The organism is Mesorhizobium sp. M7A.F.Ca.US.006.01.1.1 (assembly GCF_003997935.1).
In the GTDB taxonomy this organism is placed as follows: domain Bacteria; phylum Pseudomonadota; class Alphaproteobacteria; order Rhizobiales; family Rhizobiaceae; genus Mesorhizobium.
Map to the genome: position 1 here is coordinate 1 of NZ_RZQL01000024.1, position 19760 is coordinate 19760.

At 63.1% G+C, this 19760-nt stretch carries 17 protein-coding genes and 1 tRNA gene; 12 read left to right on the top strand and 6 right to left on the bottom strand.

What is annotated here, in order from left to right:
• The coding region (locus EN943_RS06945; RefSeq protein ID WP_164778105.1) for a DUF1499 domain-containing protein at positions 1-450 on the top strand (450 nt) is incomplete at its 5' end.
• 31 nt (positions 451-481) lie between these two features.
• Here the strand turns inward: EN943_RS06945 and EN943_RS06950 are convergent.
• On the bottom strand, positions 482-1390 hold the full coding sequence (locus tag EN943_RS06950; RefSeq protein ID WP_127412037.1) for an MBL fold metallo-hydrolase: 909 nt from the start codon (positions 1388-1390) through the stop codon (positions 482-484).
• 124 nt (positions 1391-1514) lie between these two features.
• Here EN943_RS06950 and EN943_RS06955 point away from each other — a divergent pair, with 124 nt between their 5' ends.
• The 5 genes from EN943_RS06955 to EN943_RS06975 all read left to right on the top strand — a co-directional run bounded on the left by EN943_RS06955 (position 1515) and on the right by EN943_RS06975 (position 6490).
• The gene (locus EN943_RS06955) at positions 1515-2105 is read left to right on the top strand and encodes a biotin transporter BioY (RefSeq protein WP_127412038.1); all 591 of its coding nucleotides are present in this window, start codon (positions 1515-1517) and stop codon (positions 2103-2105) included.
• Between the two features lie 492 nt (positions 2106-2597).
• Entirely contained in the window at positions 2598-2942 is a 345-nt protein-coding gene (locus tag EN943_RS06960) for a VOC family protein (protein WP_127412039.1), read from the top strand.
• 127 nt (positions 2943-3069) lie between these two features.
• Positions 3070-3144 (top strand) — tRNA-Gln (locus tag EN943_RS06965).
• Positions 3145-3370: 226 nt separating this feature from the next.
• The gene (locus EN943_RS06970; protein WP_127412040.1) at positions 3371-5461 is read left to right on the top strand and encodes an O-antigen ligase family protein; all 2091 of its coding nucleotides are present in this window, start codon (positions 3371-3373) and stop codon (positions 5459-5461) included.
• Positions 5462-5617: 156 nt separating this feature from the next.
• A complete protein-coding gene (locus tag EN943_RS06975; protein ID WP_245475622.1) occupies positions 5618-6490 on the top strand; it encodes a phytanoyl-CoA dioxygenase family protein in 873 nt (290 codons plus the stop codon).
• An 86-nt stretch (positions 6491-6576) separates the two neighbouring features.
• Here the strand turns inward: EN943_RS06975 and EN943_RS06980 are convergent, their stop codons facing one another.
• Positions 6577-7476: a LysR family transcriptional regulator gene (locus tag EN943_RS06980; protein ID WP_127412042.1), complete on the bottom strand. Its 900-nt coding sequence runs from the start codon at positions 7474-7476 to the stop codon at positions 6577-6579.
• Positions 7477-7604: 128 nt separating this feature from the next.
• Between EN943_RS06980 and EN943_RS06985 the strand changes: the two genes are divergently transcribed.
• From EN943_RS06985 to EN943_RS06995, 3 genes are all read left to right on the top strand, one after another.
• Positions 7605-9242 (top strand): ABC transporter substrate-binding protein, encoded by a 1638-nt coding sequence (locus EN943_RS06985; protein ID WP_127412043.1) that lies wholly within the window; start codon positions 7605-7607, stop codon positions 9240-9242.
• A 587-nt stretch (positions 9243-9829) separates the two neighbouring features.
• Positions 9830-10198 (top strand): hypothetical protein, encoded by a 369-nt coding sequence (locus EN943_RS06990; protein WP_127412044.1) that lies wholly within the window; start codon positions 9830-9832, stop codon positions 10196-10198.
• Positions 10199-10379: 181 nt separating this feature from the next.
• Positions 10380-10595 (top strand): hypothetical protein, encoded by a 216-nt coding sequence (locus EN943_RS06995; protein WP_127412045.1) that lies wholly within the window; start codon positions 10380-10382, stop codon positions 10593-10595.
• A gap of 262 nt (positions 10596-10857) precedes the next feature.
• On the opposite strand, the gene smc is transcribed toward EN943_RS06995, so the two are convergent.
• From smc to EN943_RS07010, 3 genes are all read right to left on the bottom strand, one after another.
• Complete coding sequence (gene smc / locus EN943_RS07000; protein WP_127412046.1) at positions 10858-14319, bottom strand: chromosome segregation protein SMC; 3462 nt, start codon at positions 14317-14319, stop codon at positions 10858-10860.
• Positions 14320-14424: 105 nt separating this feature from the next.
• Positions 14425-15168 carry a DsbA family protein gene (locus EN943_RS07005; protein ID WP_127412047.1) on the bottom strand — a complete coding sequence of 248 codons (744 nt, stop codon included), beginning with the start codon at positions 15166-15168 and terminating at the stop codon, positions 14425-14427.
• A gap of 163 nt (positions 15169-15331) precedes the next feature.
• A complete protein-coding gene (locus EN943_RS07010) occupies positions 15332-15832 on the bottom strand; it encodes a DUF721 domain-containing protein (protein WP_127412048.1) in 501 nt (166 codons plus the stop codon).
• A 53-nt stretch (positions 15833-15885) separates the two neighbouring features.
• Between EN943_RS07010 and mutY the strand changes: the two genes are divergently transcribed.
• The gene (gene mutY, locus EN943_RS07015) at positions 15886-17067 is read left to right on the top strand and encodes an A/G-specific adenine glycosylase (protein WP_127412049.1); all 1182 of its coding nucleotides are present in this window, start codon (positions 15886-15888) and stop codon (positions 17065-17067) included.
• Positions 17060-17671: an HAD family phosphatase gene (locus EN943_RS07020; RefSeq protein WP_127412050.1), complete on the top strand. Its 612-nt coding sequence runs from the start codon at positions 17060-17062 to the stop codon at positions 17669-17671. The genes mutY and EN943_RS07020 overlap by 8 nt, the downstream gene beginning before the upstream one ends.
• Before the next feature lie 66 nt (positions 17672-17737).
• On the opposite strand, the gene EN943_RS07025 is transcribed toward EN943_RS07020, so the two are convergent.
• Positions 17738-18871 (bottom strand): site-specific DNA-methyltransferase, encoded by a 1134-nt coding sequence (locus EN943_RS07025; protein ID WP_127412051.1) that lies wholly within the window; start codon positions 18869-18871, stop codon positions 17738-17740.
• Positions 18872-19046: 175 nt separating this feature from the next.
• On the opposite strand from EN943_RS07025, the gene EN943_RS07030 reads away from it, so the two are divergent.
• Positions 19047-19733 carry an HAD family hydrolase gene (locus tag EN943_RS07030; RefSeq protein ID WP_127412052.1) on the top strand — a complete coding sequence of 229 codons (687 nt, stop codon included), beginning with the start codon at positions 19047-19049 and terminating at the stop codon, positions 19731-19733.
• Positions 19734-19760 lie beyond the last annotated feature (27 nt).

A 19760-nucleotide genomic window follows, 5' to 3' on the forward strand; every position in this document is an offset into this window, starting at 1 on the left:
GATTTCGACGAACCGCCGGCGCTCGACGTGAGCGACCGCACGAAGGATATGAACGTGCTCTCCCCATCGACGCCTGGTGAACAGCGGCTGCAGACCGACAGCTATCCGCTGGTCAGCGCACGCAGCTACGACCTGCCGTTCGAGACTGTCGTCAATGCCGTCGAAACCGTACTCGACCGGCGCGACTGGGAGCTGTCGGAACCCTATCCCGATCTCGCCGGGCAAAGCGAGGTGACCATCACCGCCGTCGCCAAGGGCTTCGTGATCGGCCTTCCCGCCGATGTGGCGATCCGCGTGACGGACGATGGCGATACGGTCATCGTCGACATGCGGTCAGCTTCGCGATACGGCCGCTACGACCTTGGCGACAATGCCGCGCGCATCACCGAATTCCTGGCGGAGCTCGACCAGGAAGTCGCCGGTCAGGTTGGCGCCGCGCCGGCCGAATAAGGCGTCGGCACCTGGCAGCGGTCCAGGTGGCCTATCCAGCCGGCGTGAAGATGCCGTCGATGGCCGGTGCGGCATCGGTCACAACCAGGCCGCGCGCCGTCAGATCCTCGAGATGGGCAAGCACCGACAATCCGGCGGCGCCATGCAGCCGCGGATCGGTGTCCCTGTAGATCGCCTTGACCATGTCCAAGATCGTCCGGTCGCCCTCTCTGACCCGCTCCAGAATAGCGCGCTCGCGCATCTTGCGGTGCGTCTTCAGCCCACGCATGAAAGCGCGCGGTGCCGTCACCGGCCCGCCATGTCCAGGCAGCAGCAAGCGGTCCCCACGTTCGATCAAGCGATCCAGTGAGGCCATGTAGTCGGCCATCGCCCCGTCCGGCGGGGCGACGATGGAGGTTGCCCAGGCCATGACATGATCGGCCGAAAACAGAATGCCGGTTCCTTCCAGTGCGAACGCCGCATGATTGGCGGTGTGGCCCGGGGTCAGAACCGTCCGGATCGACCAGCCGTCGCCATCGACCACCTCGCCGTCGGAAAGGGCGATGTCGGGAACGAAAGCCATGTCGGCACTGGCGTCGAGCGCATTGGTCTCGCCGATATGCAGGGCTCTTGCCGGCCGGTGCGGCCCCTCGGCCAGCACGATGGCGCCGGTGCGCTCTTTCAGCCGGGCAGCCAGCGGGGAGTGGTCGCGATGCGTATGGCTGACGAAGATATGACTGACCGGCCGGCCTGCGATCACCTCGAGCAGGGTTCGTAGATGCGCCTCGTCATCTGGCCCCGGATCGATCACCGCCAGCGTATCGCGGCCAATTATGTAGCTGTTGGTGCCGTGAAAGGTGAAAGGGCTTGGATTGCGGGCCGTGATGCGCTGGACATCGGGGGCGACGTTCACCCCCTGGCCATAGAGCGGGTCGAAGCCGGTATCGAATTTCAGTGCCATGGCGGATGCATCGGTGCCTTGTTTCGGGAAACGGCAAAACCGATTGCCGCATAACACGCAAGCCAATATAGGAGGATGTGAGGCCGCGAACATCGGAGTGCGGCAATCGGATTGGGGAAATACCATGGCAATTGCAACTACGATGCGTCCGCTTGTTTCTCTGGCTCTGCCGCAAAATGGCGCGGCGCGGCTGGCAACGCAGCTTTTCCTGGCCATCGCCGGGACGCTTGTGCTGACACTGTCGGCCAAGACCAAGGTGATGCTCGGGCCGGTCGACATTTCGATGCAGACGCTGGCCGTGCTGCTGATCGCCGCCGCCTTCGGCATGCGTCTCGGCGTCGCCACCCTGTTGCTCTACATGGCGGAGGGCGCCATGGGCTTCCCCGTCTTCCAGAGCACGCCTGAAAAAGGTCTGGGCATTGCTTACATGCTCGGCTCGACCGGCGGCTATCTCGCCGGCTTCGTGGTCATGGCGGCAATTGTCGGCTGGGCGGCGGATCGCGGCTGGGACCGCCATCCGATCAAGCTTTTTAACGCCATGCTGGTTGCCGAGGTCGTCATGATGGCGATGGGTTTCGCATGGCTGGCGCTGCTCATCGGTCCGGAAAAGTCGTGGCAGTTCGGCGTCGTGCCGTTCATCGTCGGCGACCTGATCAAGGTGGCTCTCGCGGCAAGCCTGGTGCCGGCCGTCTGGACGCTGCTCAAGCGCGGCTGAAGCGCGCGATCGAAGAAACAGCGAGGGGCAATCAAACCCCCGGCTGGAGCGGCGTGACTGGCTGATTCCGGCCTGATGCCGCCAAGGAGTATCACTCAGGTTTCCTAAAACGGCTTTGGAAACAGCACGTCCATCGTGCGCGAGGTGCTGCCTTGAAGCAGCGAGCAACCCGTGCGCAATTCCTGCGATGCGCTTGACGCGAAGGAACTGAACGTTGCCACCGTGTCGCAACTTCCAGTCCGGTTGAAAGACGATCACCATCTGCCCCTTTAGCCAGCCATACTGGCAAGGCATGCAGGTACGGTTCTGGGCCGCTCTTCATTGGCCAAGGAACGTTTTGCAGCAATCCGAAGCTGTTCCTGCCTGAAAGGCGTGAGTTCGACAGAAGCAAGTTATGACGAGGCCGCCGTCGCACCGACGCTAGGATGCGGCAAAAAGACTTGCTATGTCGGGGATTCTGGAGTAGAACATAGAGTGAACAAAGAGGTGACTATGAAACTGTCCGGAAAACTCGACTACCTGGAAATGCCGGCTACGGGCGGGACGCTGGACCGGCTGAAGGGCTTCTACAGTGCCGCCTTTGCCTGGTCGTTCACTGACTATGGGCCAACCTATTCGGCCTTTGCCGAAGGCTTGGACGGGGGGTTTCAGGCCGACGCCGCCGAAGCGCCATCAAAGCCGCTGCCGGTGCTCTACAGCAGGGATCTGGAGGCGACCCTCGACGCTGTCGAAAACGCCGGCGGCACGGTCGTCAAGCCGATCTTCGCGTTTCCTGGCGGCCGCCGTTTCCACTTTGCCGATCCGGCCGGCAACGAGATGGCGGTGTGGTCCGAATAGCCAACTCGTGCCATCTGGCGGCGTTGCTTTTGCTCCCCCAAACAGGCGTTCTCACCACCCTTCATGGGCATTGTGCTTTTTGGCTGCTCTGCTAATAACGCGCCGCACAAGCGACTCTGACGGCAATTGGGGCGTCGCCAAGTGGTAAGGCATCGGTTTTTGGTACCGACATTCCCAGGTTCGAATCCTGGCGCCCCAGCCATCCCGCTCAGGTCCGTTCCGGACACATAGGACCAGAGAGTACCTTTGCGATCTTCCATGAAGCCGATCGGATCACAGTTCGATTGTGTCATAAATTCAGATGAGCCAACGCCGTCGCGGCAAAATCGGGTCACCCACTTGCGTGATCTGGACAGTGTCGCCTTGAACATCTCCTTCTTTCCATACATAGGTCGGCCGGGTGGGTGGCGGCTCAACATGGAATTTCAATGAACCTTTCTATCTTCGCCATCAACCTCGATCGCGAGACCCAGCGCTGGAGCGAATTGCTCGCCAGCGCCGAAGCGGCAGGCCTGACCTTGCAGCGCATTACCGCCGTCGACGGTCGGGCGCTTGCTGAAAAAGACTGGACGGAGATCGATCTGCCAGCCGCGCGCAAGCTGAGCGGGCGCGACATCCTTTCCGGCGAATATGCCTGTTACCGCAGCCATATCCAGGCGCTGGAAACGTTTCTGGCCGGTGGCAGCGCCTATGGCCTGATCGTCGAGGACGACGTCCTCTTCAGCGAAAACACCATGCGGCGCATCGAGGCCATCATCGCGGCGGTGCCGGATTTCGACGTCATCAAGCTGACCAACCATCGCATCAGCTTCTTCATGCGCGCCGTCGAAACGGCGGAAGGCGACGAGATCGGTCGTGCGTTGCATGGCCCGCAAGGCTCGGCCGCCGCCTATCTGGTGACGCGGGAGGGCGCGCAGGGTCTGTTGTCGGCGCTCGCCGTCATGAAAATGCCATGGGACGTCGCGCTCGAACGTTTTTGGGATACCGGCCTGAAGGTCTATTCGGCCCGCCAAAACGTGCTTGGCTTCGCCGCCAGCAGCGAGATCTCCGGCATAGCCGGTCCCTCGGGAAGCTACAAATCCGCAAGGCTGGGCGGGCCAAGCCGGCTACGTGCCGGGGTGTTGCGGGCCAGCGACGAGCTGCGCCGCCTGCATCACGTCCTGCTGCCGCCCCCTTTGCCGCGAGCTACCCTGGACTATGCCAAGGACAACGCGCCGCGCCACACCTTGCTTCTGTTGCTTGCGGCACTCGCCGTTCTCGCTTTGGTTTCCGCGGTGTGGCGCGAGGCCGACACCTACCGCTATGCGGGCCTGGCGCTGGCCCTGGTCGCGGTCATCCGCTGGTTCAGGGTGGATTTGTGGACCTACAGCAAACCGCTGATCGGTTGGGTCGGCTTCCTGTGTCTGGGATGGTCGCTCTACGTCTTCATCCGACTGGCGATCGTCTATTTCGGCACCCACCAGTTGGGTGGCGCCGAAGGCATTTACATGTTTCCGCTGTTCTACGCGACGACCGGCTTCGCGTTTCTGCTGTTTGTCAGGCAGCCCGCACGGCTCGTGCTCGGGTTCATGATCCTCAGTCTTGTCTTCCTGGCGGCGGACACTGCCTGTTCGGGCATGTTTCAGGACATCCAACCGGCCCCGTGGCTTTTCAATAATCCCATCCACGCGTCGGTGGCGGCCGGTTTCATCTTCCTCTGCACGCTGCAATTCATGGCTTACACGGCCCAGAGAACGGACCTCGGGAAAGCAACCAAGAACCTGCATTGGGCGCTGTCGACAGCCGTCCTGCTGCTTGCCCTCGTCAATATCATCGAGATGCGGTCAAAGGGCGTGTGGCTTGCGCTTGCGCTTGCCCTTCTCTTGTTGACGGTGATGACCCTGGCGAGAGGCCATCGCCGCGAACTGTTGGTTTCGGGTGGCGTGCTGGCGATCGTGGCGGCCGGCATCGTCGCAACACACAACATCTTCTCGTCCACCGCCGGCGATACCATGGCCTTCGTCAAAACCTTGGTTCCGGACGTGTTCAGGCATGGCGTCCTCCCCGCCTTCGACCGCGCTATCGCGAGCGATGCGGTGCCGCTTGCAGCCAAGGAAAGGTTGATGCTGTGGGCGGATGCGATCGATATCTGGAAACGCCACCCGATCTTCGGAGCCAGCTCCAGCTGGCTGACCGAGTGGGAGAACAGAACCTATCATCCCATGATCTTGAACGTCTTCCACAATGGCTATCTGGAGATTGCCGTGCGCTATGGTGTGGTCGGGCTGGCGTTCTTTGCCTTTCTCTACATCTGGTCGGCCAGGCAGGTTCTGCTGGCCGTGCGAGCCAAGCTTGTCGCTCCGGCCGCATGGTCCTGCTACATCTCCACGCTGGTCTTCTTCGCCCTAAGCATCCTTACCAATTCCAACAATCGGCTGGCCATGGGCGAGGCCTTCATGTGGCTTGCCGCGGCGTTCGGCTTCTATTGTTTTTATGTTCGCCAGCAGAAAAACCTTGTCGCGCCGCGAACCTATTTCTAGGGTCCGCTATCGTACCAGCCGGTTGCGGCCGATGCACCTTTGACGCCCCGCTCAATTTCCCGATAATCGGGAAAGTCGATGCCAAAATCCACGGCTTATCGCCGGCAACCCCTTCGTTACGATCGACACAGATCACAGACAGGGGTTGTCACGGACATGCTGACGGACAAGCAGGCACGCGAAGCGGTGGAGCAGTACCGCGAGGAAGGATACGCGGTCGTTCGACAATTCGTCGATGGCGACGAGATGATCCGGCTGAAGAAGGAAACCGATGCGGTCTACGCCGAAGGCCTCAAGCATCACGCCACCTTCCGGCACGGCAATCTGAATTTCCAGATCCTGCCTGAATCGGACTTTGGCCAACGCTATGTGCTGCAGGCTTACTGGTTTTCCTGGATCAATTCCTATTTCGAGCAGTTCCGTCGCAGTCCCGACTATCTGAAGCTGCTCGAGGGCCTGATCGGCCGCGACATAAGGCAGATCGCCCAACAGCTGCACTGGAAGCCGCCCGGCGCCAATGTCACGGGTTATCGCTTCCACCAGGATCTGCGCTTCCGTAACCAGGCCGCTTTCGACAATGTCGCCGACGCCACCGTGACAACGGGCCTCGCGGTCGATCGGGCGACGCTTGACAATGGCTGCCTTCAGGTTGTGCCCCGCAGCCACAAGCTCGGCTATCTCGGCCTGTCGGACGAGGGAACCGGCGAGCTGATGAAGGGCCTGACCGCCGAAGAAGAGTTGCGCAAGGTCGGCATCGACCCGGCGACCATCGTTCCGCTGGTGCTGGAACCGGGCGACCTTGCTTTATGGGGGCTGCTCACCGTGCACGGCTCCTCGCCCAACAAGTCGCAGCACGACCGCGCCTTTGCGCTGTCCAGCTATGTGCGGGCCGATACGACGCAACGCGGCGAATGGGCGTTCAGGGACGGTGTTTCGGTGCCGCTCGGCAAGACGCCGGCACTGTGCAAATACGAAAAGCTCTTCGAGGAGCCGGGACCGATGTACGACACCACCGCCTGGTGGAAATGACGCTGCCGCGTCGGGCGACGGGGGCAGCAGGGGCCTGGCGTTCGCGCCAGGCCCCTGACGGCGTTGGCCGGCAATTGGGCAGCATTTCAGGCGCTGAAGTCGGCCGACAGTTCGCGGATCAGGAAATCGACGAACGCGCGCACCTTGGCCGCAATATAGGTGCGGTGCGGATAGAGCGCGTAGATCGGGCTGGAGCAGGGGCGAAACTCATCCAGCTGCACTTCCAGCCGGCCGTCCCTGATCGCAGCGTCGACCAGCAGGCTAGGCAGGTTACCGATGCCGAAACCGGCGGTGGTCATCTGGTAGGCGGCCTCGACGCTGTTGGTCGAGATGCGCCCGCCGACAGCCGCATCGAAAGGGCCGTCTGGTCCGATGAAAGGCCATGTGCCGAGGCGCTTGGCGAAATTGCTCAGCACGCAGGAATGGCTTGCCAGCTCATCCGGGTGGACCGGGCGGCCGTTTGCGTCCCAATAATCGGGCGTGGCGCAGACATAGTTGCGGACCTCACCAAGCCGGCGGGCAATCAAGGCGGAATCCGCCTGACCGCCGAAGCGGATGGCGACATCGTAGCCTTCCTCGACAATGCCGACGACATAACGCGCGGTGAGGTCGAACTCGATCGTGGTGAGCGGGTTCTCTTCGAGGAATTTCGGCACCAGCTTGGTTATGCGTGTGTGGCCCAGAACATTGGAGCAGGAAACCCGGATCAGGCCGCGCGTCTCCTTGTGCAGGCCGCGCGTCGAATCCTGCAGTTCGGAAATGTCGTCGAGCAGGCTGCGGGCACGCGGAGCATAGTCGCGGCCCGCCTCGGTGAGGCTGAGGCGCCTTGTGGTGCGATTGATGAGTCGGACGCCGAGGTCGTCTTCCAGTTCCTTGATGGTGCGGCTGACGGCCGTCGTCGACATGTTGAGATCGCGCGCCGCCGCCGACAGGCTGCCCAGCAGGCAGACCCGATCGAACACCCGCATCGCCGTCAGAAGATTCATCTTGCCTTCCCCTCACCGCCGCGGCCCCGCCGCCATCGGCTGCGTCTTGTAGGAAACAGCGCCCAGCAACGACGCGGCAAGGGCATTCCACCGAATTTGGGCGTAAAATCAACAATGGGAGAACCGATATGACATCCAGACCTCTTCATCCGGCGATCGGCACATTTGCGAAAGGCGCGAAGAGCGGCGCGCTTGGCCGCCGCGAGTTCCTGGCGCTGGCCAGCGCCTTCGGCGCCAGCACGGCGATTGCCTATGGGCTCATCGGTCAGCCGGTCCCGGCGCGGGCCGAGGAAGCCGCCCAACCCAGGAAGGGCGGCGTGCTGCGTGTTGCCATGCAGGTGATGGAGCTGGAAGACCCGCGCAAGTTCAAGGTTTCGCAGATGGGCAACATCGCCATGCAGTTTCTCGAACCGCTGGTGCGCTGGAAGCCGGATTTCACCTTCGAGCCGGTGCTGCTGCAGAGCTGGGAGATCAATGCGGACGCCACGGAATATGTGCTCAAGGTGCGCCCGGGGGTGAAATGGTCGAACGGCGACGATTTCACCGCCACGGATGTCGCCTTCAACGTCACGCGCTGGTGCGAGAAGGATGCCGCCGGCAACTCGATGGCGGGGCGCATGACCGCCCTGATCGATCCCGACACCAAGGTGGCGCGCGCTGGTGCCATCGAGGTTCGCGACGACCACACCGTAGTCCTGAAACTGTCGCAGCCCGACATCACCATCATCCCGGCGATGACCGACTACCCGGCATTGATCGTCCACCACACGTTCAATCCGAAGGCAGCGCCACTGTCGGCCAACCCCGTTTCCACGGGTCCGTTCGAGCTTAAAAAACTCGATGTCGGCGTTGCTGCCTCGGTGCGCAAGCGGCCGGACGGATCGTGGTGGGGCGGCGAGGTGTTCCTCGACGGCATCGACTGGACCGACTACGGCACCGACTCGGCCGCCACCGTCTCCGCCTTCGAATCCGGTGAGATCGACCTGAACGGCCAGACGCAGTCCTATGACGTCGCCATGCTCGACAGGCTGGGCCTGAAGAAAAGCGAGATCGTCACTGCCGCCACCCTGGTCTCGCGCTGCAACGTCAACGCCAAACCCTATGACGACAAGCGCGTGCGCAACGCCATACAGCTTGCGGTCGACAACGAAGCAGTGCTGCAACTGGGTGCCGACGGCATGGGCATCGTCGCGCAGAACGACCATGTCGGACCGATGCATCCCGAACACGCCGACCTGCCGCCGATCAAACGTGATCCGGCCCGGGCCAGGGCATTGCTCGAGGAAGCCGGTCAACTCGATTTCGAGTTCGATCTGATCTCGGTCGAAGCCGATTACCGCAAGGAAAGCTCGGATGCCGTCGCCCAGCAGATGCGCGACGCCGGCTTCAAGGTGAAACGCACCGTCATCCCGGAATCGGCGTTCTGGAACGACTGGACGAAGTATCCCTTCGCGACGACCAATTGGAACGCCCGACCGCTCGGCATCCAGACCTATGCGCTTGCCTATCAGACCGGTTCGGCATGGAACGAGACAGGGTTCGCCGACCCAGATTTCGATGCCAAGGTCCACAAGGCCAACGCCATCGCCGATCCGGAGCAGCGCCGTGCGGTGATGAAGGAACTGCAGGTCATGCTGCAGGATTCCGGCATCATCGTTCAGCCCTACTGGCGAAAGCTGTTCTGCCATATGAAGCCTGCCTTGATGGGCTACCAGATGCATCAGGCCTATGAGCAGGATTTCACACGAGCTTGGCTCGCCGCCTGATCGCGGACAACCCCTCCGACGGGGCGGCGCATTTTCCGCCGCCGCCCTTCGCCTGCTCACCGGGAAAGTTGCGCCGATGCGCCGCCATCAAGAACGGTAGAGGAGCAGTGCGGGCTTCGCATCGGGCACGATGCGCAGATGCGCCCACACATGCCCTGCCTTGTCAGGTCATCCGGGATTCCGGGCCGCCGCACCGGACCGGCCGGCGCATCAAGCGTGTGAAACATTCTGGTTTCCGCCTCTGTCATCATCAAGCTCCGGTTCATGGCTGGAGCTTACTTTTGACTGGGGGAAACGAAACCCGCTTTCCCGGGCAACGACCTTCCCGAAAACCGGGAAAATTCGTGCTCTGGAGGGGCAACGCGAGCAAGATGTGGCTTGCGACGGCATTATCGGGTCAGGTGAGTGCTCTTGCCGGGGCTCCTCCTCGTGACCATCAGGATGGTTCCGTTGCTTTTCGAAATATCCAATGCGATCGTGGCGCGGCGGCACCGCCCTGCCCCATGCACCGGTCGCCCTGCAGGAGCCCGGCGCAGATCCCGAGCCGGATTCGACCTTCCCGGCGGCCAGGCAAAGATTGGAGCAGAATGAGATTTTATCCAGCCGCCGAACGGATCGCTTTTTTCGGCACGCTTGTCGCGGTTCTTGTCCTTGCACTGCTGCCTATACCCCGGCTCGAGGAGTACGGGATCGATATCGGTTTCCGGTCCGACAAGCTGAACCACGCCAGCGCCTTTGCCGTCATGACTTTCCTTGGAGGGCTCGGCTGGCCCGATCGAAAAGCAAGACTAATCGTCTTCCTTGCCATGGTTGGAGCGGGGATCGAGGTTCTCCAGGGCACTGCGCTGATACGGCGCGATCTGGATGTGTTCGACTGGGTTGCCGATTGCGCCGGCATCGCATGTGGCCTCGTGGCCGTGATCTGTGTGAACTGGATCTTGCGGCGCAGAGGTTGAGCCTGTTCTCAAGCCTTATGTGCACGGCGCCGATAGCCATAGGAGTTCGCGCTCGGCTCCATTGACTCAGCGAAATCGGATTGCAACGATCCGATCCGAGAGTGGGCGATTTCTAGCTTGGCCAGACAGATGAAGCTTCGGGCGCGGCACCCAGGAAGCGCGCCATCAGTATTGAGGGACGATGACGATCAAGATCAGGCTTCCGGGCGGTGTGTTGAAGGTCAAGCAACGTCATGAGTTGCGGCGGCGCGAGCACAAGGGCAAGGTCCCGGTCTGGCAGTTGGGCAAATATTTCGTCATCTGGTGGCCCAGTACAATTCCTGATCGACCCTCCAAGAGCTCGAATACTGACGAGAAGCTTGAAATGAACCTTCCATCGACTGGAGAAGGCACGTAAGCTCTATGCATCATGGCTTTGCGAATCAGATTGCCGGGGGGCACACTGAAGGTGAAGACCTACCGCGAACTGCGTGATCGCGAGCGGGATCGCAGGGTGCCTGTGCTGAAACTGGGATCACTCTATTTCGTCTGGTCCTCGGCCAGGCATCATTCGCACAGGCATAGTCCGCGGCCCTGACATTTCTTGCCGGGCGAAAACCGCTTGCACACTTTTCCTGAATTGCTCCGGAGCGGCCCATTCCCAGGCAGCGCGACCTGGGTCAGCTAGCCTCGCGCATCGCTTCGGCCGCCTGCAGGTCAACCGACACCAGTTGGCTGACGCCCTGTTCGGCCATGGTCACGCCGAACAACCGGTTCATGCGCGCCATGGTGATCGGGTTGTGGGTGATGATGACGAAGCGCGTCTCGGTGGTGGCGGCCATTTCGTCCATCAGGTTGCAGAAGCGCTCGACATTGTGGTCGTCGAGCGGCGCGTCGACTTCGTCGAGCACGCAGATCGGCGCCGGGTTGGTCAGGAACACCGCGAAGATCAGCGACATCGCCGTCAGCGCCTGCTCGCCACCCGACAGCAGCGTCATGGTCTGCGGTTTCTTGCCGGGCGGGCGGGCAAGGATTTCGAGGCCGGCCTCGAGCGGATCGTCGGACTCGATCAGCTGCAATTCCGCCGTACCGCCGCCGAACAGATGCGAGAACAGCCGCTGGAAATGGCCGTTGACGACGTCGAAGGCGGCCAACAGCCGCTCACGGCCTTCCCGGTTGAGGCTCTGGATCGCCTGCCTGAGCTTGCGGATCGCCTCGATGATGTCCTCGCGCTCCGACACGATCGCCTCCAGCCGGTCGGAAAGCTCCTTCTGCTCTTCCTCGGCGCGCAGGTTGACAGCGCCGAGCCGTTCGCGCTCGATCTTCAGCCGGTCGAGCTGACGCTCGATCTCGGCCATCTCAGGGATCGGGCTGTCAGCCTCAAGACCGGTATGGCGAATAACCAGATGCGGTGGTGTGTTCAGCGTCTCCTGGATGCGCGCCTCGACCTCCAGCCGGCGTTCGTCGGCCGCGGTCAGCCTCTCTTCGGCGCGAACGCGGGTCTCGCGCGCCTCGGCCAGGAACTGGATGGCGCCGGTGGCGGCCTTGTCCAGTTCGGATTGCCGGTTCTCCGCTTCCTGCAGACGGTCGGCCGCCGCCTTGCGCAAGCTCTCGGCCTCGGTGAGCTGCGACAGCAAGGCACGCCGCTTGGCGTCGATTTCATCGGGAGCATCGGCCAGCCGCTCTCGTTCGGCTTCGGCCTCGGCCTTGCGTTCGCCAAGCGATGCGATCTGCGTCGAGGCGTTTTCGGCCCGCTCCAGCCAGTTGCTGCGCTCGGCGCCAATGGCATCGAGCCGGCGCGCGCGCGCCTCGGCTTCGCGCCGCAGCCCCTCATGCACCGCGCGCGCATCGGCAAGCGCGGCGCGGTCGCGGGCGACATTGGCCGAGGACTGTTCGAGCTGCAATTGCAGATCGCCAAGATCGGGCGCGTCCTGCAGCAGCATTTCCGCCTCGGCGAAGGCGGCCGAAATCTCCTCATGGCTGTCGACGATGCGAGCGCGCGCTTCATCCAGCGCGGCGCGCCGGCTCTGCAATTCGCCGCCGGCCCTCTCGGCCTCGGCCAACGCATTGCGGGCAGCGTCCAGCCGATGCTGGGCGTCACGACCGGCCTGGCGTGCGTTGCGCTCGGCCTCGCTTGCCAGGCGAAGCGTCTGTTCGGCTTGCGCCAGCGCCTCCTCGGCATGGCGCAGGACGAGCGTCGCCTGTATCGCCTCGGCATCTAGCTCAGCCAGCCGGTTCTTCTGCGCCAGCCGTTGTGCTGCGGCGGTCGGCGCATCGGCGCTGGCGGTAAAGCCATCCCAACGCCAGAGCGCGCCTTCACGGCTGACCAGCCGCTGGCCGGGAGCAAGCAGCGGTTGCAACCGGCGGCCGTCGCCGGCGGCATCGACGATACCGATCTGCGCCAGGCGGCGGGCGAGCTGTGCCGGCGCATGAACCACGCTGGCCAGGCTTTTGACGCCTTCCGGCAGAGCCGCGTCGCCGGGCTGGATCGCGCTTTCGCCCCAATGCACCGGCGCGCTGCGGTCGAGCGGCACGTCGAGGTCTTCGCCAAGGGCCGCACCCAGCGCCGTCTCGAAACCACGATCGACGCTGATTTGTTCCAGCACGGCCGGGAAGAGATCGCCGCTGGCTGCATTCAGGATTTTTGCCAGCGTGCGCGCTTCGGTTTCGATCCGTGCCAGCTCGGCCCTGGCATCCTGAAGCGGTGGCCGGGCAGCGCTTTCGGTAGCGCGGGCATCGATGACCGACTGTTCGGCCTCGGACACGGCAGCCTCGGCCTCCTCCAGCAGCGCCATGGCCTGTTCGACCAGCACGCGCTTCTCGGCGGGATCGGGCAGGCCGGCGACCTTGGAGAGTATCTCCGACAATTCCCGGTCGACATCGGCAAGCTGACGCGCGAAGCGGTCGCGGCGTTCGGCGGTGTCGCGCAGCGTCCGTTCGATCTGGTTGCGCGAGGCGGCAGCCTCGGCCCGCTCGGCAGTCAGCGCGGCAAGTTTGGCTTCGCTTTGTGAAAGCGTCGATGCAGCCTGCTCGAACGCTGCGCGGGTGGTGGCCTCGCGTTCGGCGGCACCGGCATTTTCGGAATTGAGTGCCGCCTCTTCCGTGCGCAGGCGCTCGAGAATGTCCGCGTTGTCGCGGACCATGCGCTCTTCACGCACGATGTCGCCGTCGAGCTGCTGCAGCCGGCGTTCGAGTTCGCTCTGGCGAGCGCGGATGCGGCCGGCTTCCTCCTCGATCTGCGATTTGGCGATCGAGAGGCGCTGGAAGGCAGCGGCGGCGGCGGCTTCCGCGTCGCGCAGGTCCGGCAGCCGATGGGCGCCTATGCCTTGCTCCCTGGCGGCGGCCATCTGGGCCGCGGCGCGGTCGCCGACCAGTGCCGTGGCAACCGCCAGCGCCGAACGTGCCTCGCCTTCCTGAGTCTTGGCCAGTGTCCAGCGCAAATGCAAGAGCGTCGCTTCTGCCTTGCGGATATCGGCCGACAGGTTCTTGAAGCGGGACGCCTGGCGCGCCTGGCGCTTCAGGCTTTCGATCTGGCTTTCCAGCTCGCCGACGACGTCATCCAGTCGTTCGAGGTTCTGCTCGGCCGCCTTCAGCCGCAGTTCTGCCTCGTGGCGGCGGGTGTGCAGGCCGGAAATGCCTGCCGCCTCTTCGAGCAGGGCGCGGCGTGCCTGCGGCTTGGCCTGGATCAGTTCGCCGATGCGGCCCTGGCCGACCATCGACGGCGAACGCGCACCGGTCGACTGGTCGGCGAACAGAAGCTGCACGTCCTTGGCGCGGGCCTCCTTGCCGTTGATACGGTAAAGCGAGCCGGCCTCGCGCTCGATGCGGCGCGACACCTGCAGTTCGTCGGCATCGTTGAAGGCAGCGGGCGCCGAGCGGTCACTGTTGTCGAGGAAAAGCGTGACTTCGGCGGTGTTGCGGGCGGGCCGAGTGCCCGAGCCGGAAAAGATGACGTCGTCCATGCCGGACGCGCGCATGTTCTTGTAGGAGCTTTCGCCCATCACCCAGCGCAGCGCCTCGACCAGGTTCGACTTGCCGCAGCCATTCGGTCCGACAATGCCGGTCAGGCCGCGTTCGATGACGAACTCGCCGGGCTCGACGAAGGACTTGAAACCGAGGAGGCGAAGGCGCGAAAACTTCATTCGCGCCGCCCACTAAGCGGATTTCCGTGGTTTTGCGAAAGGAATTCGCGGCACGACAAGAAGCCGCACACGCCGAAGCGCCGCCGCCTCAGGGCTGACTGGACGTCAGAGCAGAGGGTCGATGATGGCCGACATTTCCTCAATCGACATCGCCCCCTTGTAGGTCTTACCGTTGATGAAGAAGGTCGGTGTCGAGTCGACCTTGAATTCATTGGCGCCGCGCTTTTGGACCGATCTCACATCGTCCAGAAGTTTCTGATCCGTCAAGCAGGCCTCGAAGGACTCCTGTGTAAAACCGGCGAGCTTCGAGATTTGCAGCAGCGCATCCTTGGTATTCTGGACGCCGACCCAGTTCGCCTGCTGCCTGAACAGGACGTCGACCATAGGGTAATAGTTATCCTTGGCGCAGCGCGCCAGCATAAAACCGGCTTCGGCGCTCGGATCGAACGGGAATTCGCGCAGGATGTAGCGGACCTTGCCGGTGTCGATATACTTGGTCTTCAGATCCGGAAAGGTGGTCTCGGCGAAATGCGCGCAGTGTGGGCAGGTCATCGAGGCGTATTCGACGATGGTGACCTTGGCGTCGTCCTTGCCAAGCTGCTTGTCGGGCAGCGCACCCGGTTTCATCAGTTCCGCCACATCCACGCTGCCCTGGGCCTCCGGCGCGGTAGCAGCGGCCGGCGTGGCCGGCTTCGCGGGGGCGGCCGGGGCCGCAGGCTTCACATCCGCGGCCTTCGCCTCCTCGCTGGAGTCGCTGCAGGCGGCGAGCAGGGCGACCGCCGGAATGGCGGCCAGCGAAGACAGGAGGTTTCTGCGAGACAAGCTTTGGCCGAACGGGGGACGGTTCATACGAATCACCTGACAAGGGTTGGATTTTGCAATGCAAAGGCACGAAAAGGCGAGAGTTGGCGCGAATTAAGGCATCTCGATCCCCAATCCAATCGCGAAACCTGACAAGGGCGATCACGAATGCGAGATATAGACGACGAATCCATGACTTTCTTCGAGACGTCTATGATTTTCTCTCCCCAATAATGGTCGCGCCAAGTTTCTCCAGCGAGGCGCGCAGTTCATCATTATCGACCAGGCCGACAGTTCCCGACAATTTCGTCTTCTCAGCCGCCGTCAGCGGTCTCAGGGCCGGTTTGCGCCTTCCTTTGTCGGCTGTCACCGGCTTCTGCAGGATCCTGATGCGGTTGATGGCGGTGAAGCCGAGGAAGGCGTTGACCCGGTTGATGATCTCGCCCGTCTCATGCTGCAGATGAAGTGCCGCCATGCCTTCGCAGGCAATGACCAGCACGGCCGGCTCGAACGGATCGTCCTCATGCATACGGCGCGGCCACTGGATTTTTTCGGGGCGCGAGTGGCTGGCCAGCCGTGGGCCGGCGATCTCGTCCCATGACTGGACGAGGCCGATCGAAATGCCGGCCCGCTTGCGCAGCACCGGATCGAGGATCCTGGTCGCGAGATCGCTGACCGGGACGGGATTGCCGTAGGGCGTTCTCCCTGCCATGTACATCCTCCAGCGACGACCCAGCAGATACCGGCCAGGCCAATACAAGATCAATGGCATCAGCAGACCAGACCCGCAAGACCGCATCCGGGGATAGTGGCAAAGCCGCATCCGGGGATAGTGGCAAGACCACACCCGGTGTCAGCGACGATGTCGCATCCCGCCTGCTCAGCTGGTACGATGTGCATCACCGTGAGTTGCCGTGGCGCATCACACCAATTGAGCATGCGCGCGGCGTGCGGCCTGATCCCTACCGCATCTGGCTCTCCGAGGTCATGCTGCAGCAGACCACCGTCGAGGCGGTGAAGGCTTATTTCAGGGTTTTCGTCGAGAAATGGCCCGATGTCGAGGCACTGGCCGCGGCGCCCACCGAGGACGTGATGAAGGCCTGGGCCGGGCTCGGCTACTATTCCCGCGCCCGCAATCTCAAGGCCTGTGCCGATCTTGTGGCCGCGCGTGGCGGCCGGTTTCCCGACACGGAGACTGGGTTGAGAGAACTGCCCGGCATCGGCGCCTATACGTCGGCGGCCATCACGGCGATTGCCTTCGACCGCCCCGCCGCCGTTGTCGACGGCAATGTCGAACGCGTGATCTCCCGGCTGTTTTCGATTACTACCCCGCTCAGCGAGGCCAAGCCCGAGATCCGCGCCCATGTCGAGCGCATGGTGCCCGGGACAAGGCCTGGCGACTTCGCCCAGGCGATGATGGATCTCGGCGCCACCATCTGCACGCCACGCCGGCCACGCTGCATGCTGTGCCCGCTGCGCGAGGACTGCGACGCCGTCGTTTCAGGCGATCCCGAGCACTTCCCGGTGCGCCTGCCCAAGGCCGACAAGCCGCAGCGGCACGGCGCGGCCTTTGTCGCCGTACGGGCCGACGGGGCCATCCTTCTGCGCAAACGGGCGGAGAAGGGCTTGCTCGGCGGCATGACCGAGGTGCCGACGACAGGCTGGACCGCGCGCATCGATGGGGCAATCATGGAAGCGGCCGCGCCCTTTCCAGCCGACTGGCGGCATGCGGGCCGCATTGCGCATGTCTTCACGCATTTCGCTCTCCAACTCGAAGTCTTTCACGCTCACATCAAAGGTGATGCGCCAGACGGGCATTTCTGGTCGCTCGCCCACGAGATTTCCGGTGAGGCGCTGCCGACTGTCATGAAAAAGGCAATCGAGGCTGCGATACCCGGCGCGACGAAAAAGCCGTCGCTACACAGTGCAAAGAGGCCCCATGACTGAAATACGCCACATCGTTTTCGACATCGGCCGCGTGCTGATCCACTACGATCCCAACATTCCGTTCAGCCGCCTCATTCCGGATGCCGAAGAGAGAAAGTGGTTTTTCGACAATGTCTGCACGCATGATTGGAACATCGAGCAGGATCGCGGCCGGACCTGGGAAGAGGCTGAGGCGTTGCTGATCGCGGACCATCCCGATCACGCGGAAAACATCCGCGCTTTCCGCCGCCATTGGCACGAGATGGTGCCACATGCCTATGACGATAGCGTCGCCATCATGGTCGGTCTGATCGAGAGCGGCCACGACGTGACCATGCTGACCAATTTTGCCAGCGACACGCTGGCCGAGGCCCGCGAACGCTTCGATTTTCTCAATCGTCCGCGCGGCGTCACCATCTCGGGCGAAATCGGCCTGATCAAGCCGGATCGCGGCATCTACGATCACCACGTCGCCGCCTTCGGCCTCGAACCGTCGGCCACGCTGTTCATCGATGATAGCCAGAAGAACGTCGACGGCGCCAAGGCGGCAGGCTGGCAATCGGTGCTGTTCACCGACGCAAAGACGCTTCAGGCAGACCTTGAACGTCTCGGAATCAAGGCCTGATTTGAATCGCTTCGCGCGATCCGTTGAGCCTTTGAATCAACGGCATTCGAAGCAATTGGCAGGGGCTCAGGCCCCTGCCCGCTCCATGCCGAGCCGCGCGATGCGGCGCAATTCGTCGATCGGGGTCAGGCCACCGCTGCGCTCGTAGTGCCAGAAGGTCCAGCCGTTGCAGGCATCCAGCCCCTGCACTTCGGCACCGATCTTGTGGATCGAGCCGGCGCTGTCGCCGATCGCCACCGTGCCGTCGGCGCGCACCTTGGCCGCCCAGCGCTTCTTGGCGTCGTAGAGCGTCGCACCCGGCATCATCAGCCCGTTATCGATCAGGCTGACGAAGGCAACGCGCGGCTCGGCACGCTTGCCGGTGAGGACGGTGAGATCGGCACCATCCAGCGGCCGCACCGCGTCGATGCGCTCGTTGGCGGCGTCGATATAGGCCTGCTCGCGCTCGATGCCGACGAAATGGCGGCCGAGGCGTTTGGCCACCGCGCCGGTGGTACCGGAGCCGAAGAAGGGATCGAGCACGATGTCGCCCGGTTTGGTCGAGGCCATCATGATGCGGGCAAGCAGCGCTTCCGGCTTCTGCGTCGGGTGCAGCTTGTCGCCATTGTCGTTTTTTAGCCGCTCGCCGCCGGTGCAGATCGGAAACAGCCAGTCGGAGCGCATCTGGATGTCGTCGTTGGACGCCTTCATCGCTTCGTAGTTGAAGGTATAGCCCTTGCCCTTTTGATCGCGCGTGGCCCAGATCATCGTCTCATGCGCGTTCTGGAAGCGGCGGCCGCGGAAATTCGGCATTGGGTTGGTCTTGCGCCAGACCACGTCGTTGAGGATCCAGAAGCCGAGATCCTGCATCTTGGCGCCGACACGGAAGATGTTGTGATAGGAGCCGATGACCCAGATGGTGCCATTGGGCTTCAGCACCCGGCGCGCCGCCAGCAGCCAGGCACGGGTGAAGGCGTCATAGGCCTCGAAGCTCTCGAACTGATCCCAATCGTCGTCGACGGCGTCGACCTTCGACTGGTCGGGCCGGTGCAGGTCGCCGTCGAGCTGCAGATTGTAGGGCGGATCGGCGAAGATGACGTCGATCGACTTTTCTGGCAGCCGTTCGAGCGCGGCGACGCAGTCGCCCTTAAGGATGGTGTCCAGCCATTCGGATTGCTGGGGAGCGTGGGATAGCTCGTCGAGAAGACGCACGGCAGACATTCTGACACCCAGGGCACGCGTTACTGTTTACTCCTGGTTATGGTTACCGATCAGCGTAAATATTCCGTGAAGGCCAAGGGACGGGTGTGGCGAATTTGCGAAGGCGGCCCTGTTGGTGTATGCGCGCGGCCTGAGCCTTCCGAGGCCATCTCGCCCTCCCATTGTCCGGATCACCATGCCCCAGCCAGACCTTGTCATCTTCGATTGCGACGGCGTGCTCGTCGATTCCGAGATCATCGCCGCCCGCGTCGAGGCGGAGCTGCTGACCTTGGCGGGATACGAGATATCAGCCGAGGAACTCGCGGAGACCTATGCCGGACTGACCTTCAAGGACATCATGATGCGGGTCGAAGAGAAGTCGAGCATCCCGTTCCAGGCCACGCTCATCGACCGCGCCAGGGAGCTGGTCGACCGCAAACTGCGCAGCGACGTCCGCGCCATCGATGGCGCGCGCGAGGCGGTCGCCGCGGTCACGGTGCCGCGCTGCGTCTGTTCGAATTCACGCTCCGAGCGGATCGAATTCATGCTGGAGAAGGTGCATCTTCTGCCGTTTTTCACCGGCCGGATTTTTTCGGCGATGGAAACACCGACCGGGAAAACGAAACCGGCGCCGGACGTGTTCCTGTTCGCGGCGGAGAAACTCAACGTCAACCCGGCGAACACGTTCGTCATCGAGGATTCCGTGCACGGCGTCCACGGCGCAAGGGCGGCAGGCATGCGGGTGATCGGCTTCACCGGAGCCTCCCACAGCTATCCCGGCCATGCCGACGCGCTCACCGAGGCCGGCGCCGAAACGGTGATCCGCCGCTGGGCGGAGTTGAAAAGCGTGATCGCGGCGCTGTCGGAGTGGTCGGACGCCTGAGAAGCGTGCGCCGCGACGCACGCCCTA